We start from the raw sequence: 6,949 nt of genomic DNA, 5'->3' as shown, positions 1-6,949 counted from the left end.
TGCCATTTTCGCTCCTTCGTCCCGCCACGCTGCCGCATCAAGAGCAAAAAATCCACCTAACTCAACTGTTCAGATTTGTCGGGCCAACTCTAACATATGCTGATTTTTGCGGGACACATTCGTTCTAACCTATTGATATGTTTACTATCTAACTAACGGAGTGATTGCGGCGCACTACACTATTGATTTTATTGTATTTTTTTAAGATTTGGTGGGCGACCCTGGAATCGAACCAGGCGTGCGTCTCCGCGAGGGAGTTACAGTCCCCTGCCACACCTTGCGGCCTGTCGCCCAAACTGGAGCGCTGGATACCGCTCAGGTCTTGTATCGTCAACAGGAAAATGCCTTGCACTTAAGCCAACCTGTGCGCAGGAAGGTGGGAAAGGGATGATGTGATGAAAAAGCCCAAATGGGTTGTTGAAAAAGAACGTTCCAAGCGGGCCGCGGCCGCTGAAACGGTGTGGTTGTTCGGTCTGCATGCTGTTCGCGATGCATTGCTGAATCCCAAACGTGAAAAACTGCGGCTTATTGTAACGCGGAATGCGGCGGATCGTTTGGCGGATGCTATTCATAGCTCTGATATGACGCCAGAAATTGTTGATCCGCGAAAGTTTAACGCGCCACTGGATCCTCAGTCGGTTCATCAGGGGGCCGCACTTGAAGTCAAGCCACTGAACTGGGGGCGGCTTGAAGATGTTGTAATCGGCGACGACGGATCACCGCCGCGTATCATCCTGCTGGATCGCGTGACGGATCCGCATAATGTGGGCGCGATTTTGCGATCTGCCGAGGTTTTCGGGGCACTTGCGGTTATTGGCACCCTGCGACATTCGGCCCCAGAGACCGGCGCATTGGCGAAAACAGCCAGCGGCGCACTGGAACGACAACCGTATTTACGGCTTCGTAATCTGGCAGAGACAATCGAGAAACTTCAGGCGATTGGATATACGATTTTCGGGTTGGATGGTGAAGCGGACCAGACGATCGAACACGCAACGGGTCAGATTATTGATCGTCCGATTGGACTGGTGCTTGGTGCCGAAGGGCCAGGGCTACGGCAGCGCACCAAGGAAACCGTGGATAAATTGGTGCGAATTAGCGCACACGGAAATTTTGGATCCTTGAACGTTTCAAATGCAGCGGCTGTGGCCCTATATGCAAGTTTACGAAAGGAAATTTGATGCCGACCACAAAAGTTGTCAAATGTTGTTATTGCGGCACCAAGGCCGCTTTGGTGCTGAAAGGACGTGAAAGGCACGAACTGGCGTGTTCGGCTTGTGGGGCGCCACTGCACGATCTGAAAATTATGCCAATGGGGCATCAAGGCAAGAAAATGAAGCCCCAACCCGCGCATCCACGCAAGTATGCTAAGAATAATTGGGAACAGCCCCGCCGCCGTAAGAAAAAGAGGAAAAGTCTGGCCTCTCGCATTCTGGATGAGGCCTTCGATATCGTCGAAGATATTTTCGACTAGCAGCGTACGCTGCGTTAACACTCTGTTCACAGGTATATTACATTCTCTTTAACAGGAGAACGATACGCCTATGTTCTTTTAACAGAAGCACAAGTTCGGAACCCTTGTGCTTTACTTCACTGTCCCTCGTTCCGTGACTGGCGCCCGAGCATTCTCGGGCGCTTTTTTCTGCCAATTGCGATGTCAGGTCAGACATTGTACCAGACCGGCCATGACTGATCGCAAACATCCTTCGGGTGCGCCATGGCGCAATTTCTATGGCAGGTTCAAAGGCAAGGGGCTTCGGGACCGGCAACAGGACTATTTGGATCAGGATCTGGCGCATCTTTCACCGGGACCAGTTGATTGGGGCACAAATCCTGATCGCCATGATCTGGATCTTAGGTCGCTGTTTGATGACGCGGATATCTGGTTAGAGATCGGCTTTGGTGGCGGCGAACATCTTGTCCATCAGGCATCGTCAAATCCCGATGTCGGGATGATCGGGTGCGAGCCCTATATTAACGGCGTCGCCATGTTGTTGGGAAAGATACGGGGCTGCGCTGTTACAAATCTTCGAATTCATGCGGGCGACGTTCGTGATCTTTTTGACGTACTGCCTGTGCAGTCGATCACAAAAGTCTTTTTATTGTATCCGGACCCCTGGCCAAAGGCACGCCACCATCGGCGCAGATTTGTGACGCCAGAGTACCTTGAGCCCTTAGCGCGCGTTATGAAAGCGGGGGCTGAACTTCGTATTGCGACGGACATTCCGGACTACGTTCGGCAAACCCTTGAGCAGGTGCCAAAACATGGCTTCGATTGGTGTGCAGATCATGCGCGTGATTGGAAAACGCCCTGGCCGGATTGGTATTCAACCCGGTATGAGCAAAAGGCCCTTCGAGAAGGGCGAAGGCCACATTATCTGACATTTCAGCGCAGGTCGGATTAAAGCATCGATGGCAGAACCAAGTCGGGGGGTCTGTGACCATCTTCGAATGTCTTGATGTTGATGATGACCTTTTCGCCCATCTCAACCCGGCCTTCTTGCGTGGCCGATCCCATGTGGGGCAGCAGTACGACGTTCTTTAGTTCCCGCAAGCGGGGGTTCACGATGTGGCCATGTTCAAAGACATCCAGACCCGCACCCGCGATTTGTCCGGACCGCAGCATGCGGGTCAGTGCGTTTTCATCGACCACTTCGCCGCGCGACGTGTTCACCAGAACGGCTGTCGGCTTCATAAGCTGCAGGCGCCGGGCATTGATCAGGTGAAATGTCGACGGTGTGTGGGGGCAGTTGATCGACAGGATATCCATGCGGCTGACCATCTGATCAAGACTTTCCCAATAGGTGGCTTCGAACTGCGCCTCTATTTCAGGGCGTAATCTGGTGCGATTGTGGTAATGAATTTGCAGGCCGAATGCTTTTGCCCGTTCGGCCACTGCTTGCCCAATGCGACCCATCCCCAGAATTCCAAGCCGCCTGCCACTTAGCCGTCCACCCAGAAATGCGGTGGGCGCCCATCCGGACCAGTCAGACGATTGCATCATTGCCAAGCCTTCCGGGATACGTCGGGTCACCGCAAGTATCAGGGCAATGGCCATATCCGCGGTATCATCCGTGACGACGTCGGGTGTGTTTGAAACCAGCACCCCGCGTTGGCGGGCCGTATGTATGTCGATGTGGTCAACACCTGCACCATAGTTTGCAATTAGTTTCAGTTTTGGTCCAGCTTGGGCGATTGTCGACGCATCCAATTTGTCTGTGATTGTGGGAACCAGCACATCAGCATTTTTCATGGCCGTAATTAGTTCATCACGGTTCATCGGCGTATCGTCCGAGCGCACCTGAACGTCAAATAACTCAGCCAGACGGGTTTCGACGCTTTCGGGTAACCGTCGCGTTACAACAACACTCAGACGTTCAGCAGGCATAGTTCGCTTCCTCGACTTTTCTAGCTCAAGTTCTCATGGCAGTATCGTTCTAAAGATAAGGGTGCATGATCTAACACCAAGGATGAGCAGAACTATTGTGATACACAAGCGGGCGTTGCAAGTATTTGCACTTGTTTTCTTTTTGACCGGAACAGCTATTGCGGATCGCGGGCCGGTAACTAACTTGCCTTTGCCGCGATATGTGTCGCTTAAGGCAGCCGAGGGCAATGTCAGGCGCGGACCATCCATGACACATCGTATTGATTGGGTTTTCAAGCGGCGCGATATGCCTTTGCGTATCGTGGCCGAACACGGTCATTGGCGTCGGGTCGAAGATCGTGACGGGGCAGGGGGCTGGATGCATTACACGCTTTTGTCTGGTAATCGCACTGTTTTTGTCGAACAGGATCTCATCGAGTTAAAGGCACGACCAAATGACGGATCGCAAGTGGTCGCACAACTTGAATTTGGTGTTATTGCGCAGCTGGGAAAATGCGACGAAATTTGGTGCCAACTTTCCGCGTCCGGCCACCGTGGATGGGCGCCAAGATCATCCCTTTGGGGCGTGGAACCAGACGAACTGCGGAACTAGCTTTCTAGGCTGAAGCGGCTTGTAACAGCGTCAGCGCAATCGCGCCGGACGATGTTGAGTTTCGCGTCGCATTAATTTCAGACATTACCAAAAACTGCCGGACCAGATCGTCCGTAACAGTTTTGTCTGCAAAATCCGCGATTTCACTGGTGCCGAACCGTTGTTCACTTTTGTCTTTCAGGCTTTCTAGTTGTTGGTCCAAATCAAGCTGCGAAAACGATGATGGCAGTCCCAAAGCCGTCTCGAAAACAGTTCGCAAAGGTGGGCTGCCCATGATCTTGAACCACTTGGCATCGTTTGAAACCCTGTCAGACGCCAAGGCTTCGATCTCACGCTCGGCATTGAGGGCCAAACGCATATCCTCGTTTTGTTCGCCTACAGCAATTTCAAACTGTTTTGCCTGATACTTTTCAAGCATTTGATCAGCAAAACCAGGTTGTTGTGTTTTGGGGCTAGTGGCTGATCCAAAGCCAAAAGCGTCCGAGAACTCGGCATATCTTTTGTCAGCCAGTCGCCGTGCCAGCGCGTCGTCTGCACTGGTACCGTCTTCCAGTATCTTCTGGATAAAGAAGCTGTTATTTATGTCTTCATCCAAACCAAAAGCACCCAAGGCCACTTCAAGCATTTGTCGGTCGGCCATCAGTTCTTCGGCCGTTGTTATGGACGAGATGTTCTCGGCAAAGTGCTTTGTATTCCGCTCAATCGTAGGAGATTGAACAAAGCTGTTTTTCTGCGTCTCCAAAGTCCGCTCTAGAAAAAGCCAGCCGGAATATCCGCTGAATGGCAAAACGGGTGTAAAGCTCATGACGGACAGACCGCGAATAGACGATCTTCTCGTGGCAAAAGGCCGCGTAATGCTTTTAGGCACTGATAATATTGCCCCGCCAAGACAGCCTGGGTTGCATGATCTAGTTTATTGTTGCTGTCATAGTCGGTCATGACCTGGCTAAGCTGCTCAATTCCATTTAGCAGCTGTGTCCTTGCTTCGGATGGATCTACATCACCGGACAGCACAAGTTGTGCAATGTAACATACGCGCCTCACCGGTGTTTTGGCTTCTTCGGGATGTATCGCATCGCGCAGGCGTAGTATATTCGCATTTGGGGTAACGACCGACAGTTTGCTTCGGCGGTCACCATTTTCGATGACTGCACCATTTATCAAAACGCGCTCGCCCGGGCTAAGTTTCAAAACCAAACCACTCATAGCGCACCTTCTCTCTGGCGTAGTCCACGCATAACGGATGCATTGATTTCAATCAAAGCGTCAACGCTTGCCTCGCCTTTGAGTACCTTGCGACTATGTAACTGAGTAAACTCGGCCAGATAAAAAATGTTTGCGCGCAATTCGGGCGACAAACCGTTGTCATCATCTGCAACGTCAACAGCTAAAAGTGTCCAAAGACGGCGGTTGTCGTGTATTGCTTGAGCCAGTTCATGAACAGATTTCTTATGTCCTGATGCGGCCAGTTTGAGTTGACGCGTGACTTTTGCGAATGCGTCGTACTCAGTGCTGCGATGTGTGCGTATAGGTGCGGCAACCGATGAATATGCAGATTGCGCCTGTTGGAATGCGTTCACGTCAAGTCCTTCCGTTTGACATTCTGCTGAGGATCTTGGGAATGCCCGGGGCGATGATTAAAATCGCCCCGGATGTCATCATCTTAACGGAAGAGTGACAGGATCGACTGAGGTGCCTGGTTGGCAATCGACAGCGCCTGAACACCAAGCTGCTGCTGAACCTGAAGGGCCTGCAAACGGGCCGAGGCTTCTTCCATGTCGGCGTCAACCAGCGAACCAATACCAGATTTCAGACTGTCGGTCAGTTTGCCAACGAAATCAGCCTGAGTTTCGATACGCTGTTGAACCGAACCAAACGAAGCCGCCGCGTCGATAGACCGGTCAATCAGACCTTCCAAAGATGTCAGCGCAGCTGCCGCACCTTCATCGGACGTAACGTCGATATCATTCAGATCACCGAGACCGCCAGCGGAAACACCTGCTGTACCGCCGGTTGCTGATTCCGCGTTCAAACTGACTGTACCGGTACCATTATTGGTAAGTGTGATTTCATCGCCATCGCGAGAGATCGAATAGTTCGCTTCGCCCGTGACAGAAAAGAAGTTTGAAATCTGGTTTGTCAGTTCAGCCGCCACAGATGCAGCACTATCATCTGCGTTCGCTACATACTCAAACGATCTTTCACCCAGCGTGTCGTTGCCGCCTGTGGCTGTATCGTTAAGCGTGATACGATAGCTGTTTCCATCTGCGACGCTTTCAATTGCGACAACTTGCGTTCCAGATGCAGCAACCGATGCAGCCGTACCCGCATTACCGCCGCCATTGCTGATGATTGAGGTGTCAGTGACCGCTGTGGTGCCAAATGTCGCCGCAGTACCACCGCTAGATGCAAGTGACAGATCCTGACGCTCAACATTGATGTAAGATGGTGTCGGAGCGTTTGAGCCACTACGGTCCAGCGAAGACAGAATTTCAACATCATCACCTGATGTCAGCAGGTTCAAGCCGTTGAACTGAGCAGCGCCAGCAATCGATTCAACCTGGCTGATGCTTGCTTCGATTTCAGTTTGCAGTTTTGTTCTGTCGACGTTTTTGCCCTGCGACGCAACAATCTGCTCTTTCATATTGGTCAGGATGTCGGTGATCTGCTCTGACGCTTCACGCGCAACAGTTACGGTCGACTCACCCAAGGACAGGCTTTCGGAAATGGCCTGGAAACCTTTGACGTCGGATTCCATGACTTTCGAAATTGCCCAGACGGCTGCGTTGTCTTTGGCGTTGGCAACATCTTTACCGGTCGAGATAACCGATTGTGTTTTTGCCAGATCGTTGTTGATGGATTTCAGAGTTTGCAGCGCAACCATTGCGCCGTTGTTGGTCAGAATACTGGACATTATAGGCCCTCATTACTTGGCGCTTTGCGCCGAATTGATATGCCGCTGAAAGCGG

9 protein-coding genes and 1 tRNA gene are annotated in these 6,949 nt (G+C 51.8%); 4 read left to right on the top strand and 6 right to left on the bottom strand.

Features of this window, described 5'->3' with window-relative positions:
* Positions 1 to 209: 209 nt before the first annotated feature.
* Positions 210 to 293: transfer RNA gene (locus tag H7848_RS16555), tRNA-Tyr, on the bottom strand.
* Positions 294 to 395: 102 nt separating this feature from the next.
* On the opposite strand from H7848_RS16555, the gene rlmB reads away from it, so the two are divergent.
* The 3 genes from rlmB to trmB all read left to right on the top strand — a co-directional run bounded on the left by rlmB (position 396) and on the right by trmB (position 2,405).
* Complete coding sequence (rlmB, locus tag H7848_RS16550) at positions 396 to 1,181, top strand: 23S rRNA (guanosine(2251)-2'-O)-methyltransferase RlmB (RefSeq protein WP_208353707.1); 786 nt, start codon at positions 396 to 398, stop codon at positions 1,179 to 1,181.
* Positions 1,181 to 1,474, top strand: coding sequence for a hypothetical protein (locus H7848_RS16545; protein WP_208353704.1), 294 nt, complete (start codon positions 1,181 to 1,183; stop codon positions 1,472 to 1,474). The genes rlmB and H7848_RS16545 overlap by 1 nt, the downstream gene beginning before the upstream one ends.
* Before the next feature lie 211 nt (positions 1,475 to 1,685).
* Positions 1,686 to 2,405, top strand: coding sequence for a tRNA (guanine(46)-N(7))-methyltransferase TrmB (trmB, locus tag H7848_RS16540; RefSeq protein WP_208353701.1), 720 nt, complete (start codon positions 1,686 to 1,688; stop codon positions 2,403 to 2,405).
* On the opposite strand, the gene H7848_RS16535 is transcribed toward trmB, so the two are convergent.
* Positions 2,402 to 3,388, bottom strand: coding sequence for a 2-hydroxyacid dehydrogenase (locus H7848_RS16535; RefSeq protein WP_208353698.1), 987 nt, complete (start codon positions 3,386 to 3,388; stop codon positions 2,402 to 2,404). The genes trmB and H7848_RS16535 overlap by 4 nt on opposite strands.
* Positions 3,389 to 3,470: 82 nt before the next feature.
* Between H7848_RS16535 and H7848_RS16530 the strand changes: the two genes are divergently transcribed.
* Positions 3,471 to 3,980 carry an SH3 domain-containing protein gene (locus H7848_RS16530; protein WP_208353695.1) on the top strand — a complete coding sequence of 170 codons (510 nt, stop codon included), beginning with the start codon at positions 3,471 to 3,473 and terminating at the stop codon, positions 3,978 to 3,980.
* Positions 3,981 to 3,984: 4 nt separating this feature from the next.
* On the opposite strand, the gene H7848_RS16525 is transcribed toward H7848_RS16530, so the two are convergent.
* The 4 genes from H7848_RS16525 to H7848_RS16510 all read right to left on the bottom strand — a co-directional run bounded on the left by H7848_RS16525 (position 3,985) and on the right by H7848_RS16510 (position 6,894).
* Positions 3,985 to 4,785: a DUF1217 domain-containing protein gene (locus H7848_RS16525; protein ID WP_208353692.1), complete on the bottom strand. Its 801-nt coding sequence runs from the start codon at positions 4,783 to 4,785 to the stop codon at positions 3,985 to 3,987.
* Positions 4,782 to 5,186 carry a flagellar biosynthesis repressor FlbT gene (flbT, locus tag H7848_RS16520; protein WP_208353689.1) on the bottom strand — a complete coding sequence of 135 codons (405 nt, stop codon included), beginning with the start codon at positions 5,184 to 5,186 and terminating at the stop codon, positions 4,782 to 4,784. The genes H7848_RS16525 and flbT overlap by 4 nt, the downstream gene beginning before the upstream one ends.
* The gene (gene flaF, locus H7848_RS16515; protein ID WP_208353687.1) at positions 5,183 to 5,560 is read right to left on the bottom strand and encodes a flagellar biosynthesis regulator FlaF; all 378 of its coding nucleotides are present in this window, start codon (positions 5,558 to 5,560) and stop codon (positions 5,183 to 5,185) included. The genes flbT and flaF overlap by 4 nt, the downstream gene beginning before the upstream one ends.
* 83 nt (positions 5,561 to 5,643) lie before the next feature.
* A complete protein-coding gene (locus tag H7848_RS16510) occupies positions 5,644 to 6,894 on the bottom strand; it encodes a flagellin (protein ID WP_208353685.1) in 1,251 nt (416 codons plus the stop codon).
* Positions 6,895 to 6,949: the final 55 nt, after the last annotated feature.

The sequence above is a fragment of the Pseudaestuariivita rosea genome (assembly GCF_017592335.1).
Classification (GTDB): domain Bacteria; phylum Pseudomonadota; class Alphaproteobacteria; order Rhodobacterales; family Rhodobacteraceae; genus Parasulfitobacter; species Parasulfitobacter rosea.
The sequence above is the reverse complement of the archived record's forward strand: the minus strand, read 5'-3'. Positions and strand labels throughout refer to the sequence as shown.

Excerpts from the sequence above, each read along its gene's own strand:
- rlmB (WP_208353707.1), top strand. The coding sequence starts at position 396 with ATGAAAAAGCCCAAATGGGTTGTTGAAAAAGAACGTTCCAAGCGGGCC.
- H7848_RS16545 (WP_208353704.1), top strand. The coding sequence starts at position 1,181 with ATGCCGACCACAAAAGTTGTCAAATGTTGTTATTGCGGCACCAAGGCC.
- trmB (WP_208353701.1), top strand. The coding sequence starts at position 1,686 with ATGACTGATCGCAAACATCCTTCGGGTGCGCCATGGCGCAATTTCTAT.
- H7848_RS16535 (WP_208353698.1), bottom strand. The coding sequence starts at position 3,388 with ATGCCTGCTGAACGTCTGAGTGTTGTTGTAACGCGACGGTTACCCGAA.
- H7848_RS16530 (WP_208353695.1), top strand. The coding sequence starts at position 3,471 with ATGAGCAGAACTATTGTGATACACAAGCGGGCGTTGCAAGTATTTGCA.
- H7848_RS16525 (WP_208353692.1), bottom strand. The coding sequence starts at position 4,785 with ATGAGCTTTACACCCGTTTTGCCATTCAGCGGATATTCCGGCTGGCTT.
- flbT (WP_208353689.1), bottom strand. The coding sequence starts at position 5,186 with ATGAGTGGTTTGGTTTTGAAACTTAGCCCGGGCGAGCGCGTTTTGATA.
- H7848_RS16510 (WP_208353685.1), bottom strand. The coding sequence starts at position 6,894 with ATGTCCAGTATTCTGACCAACAACGGCGCAATGGTTGCGCTGCAAACT.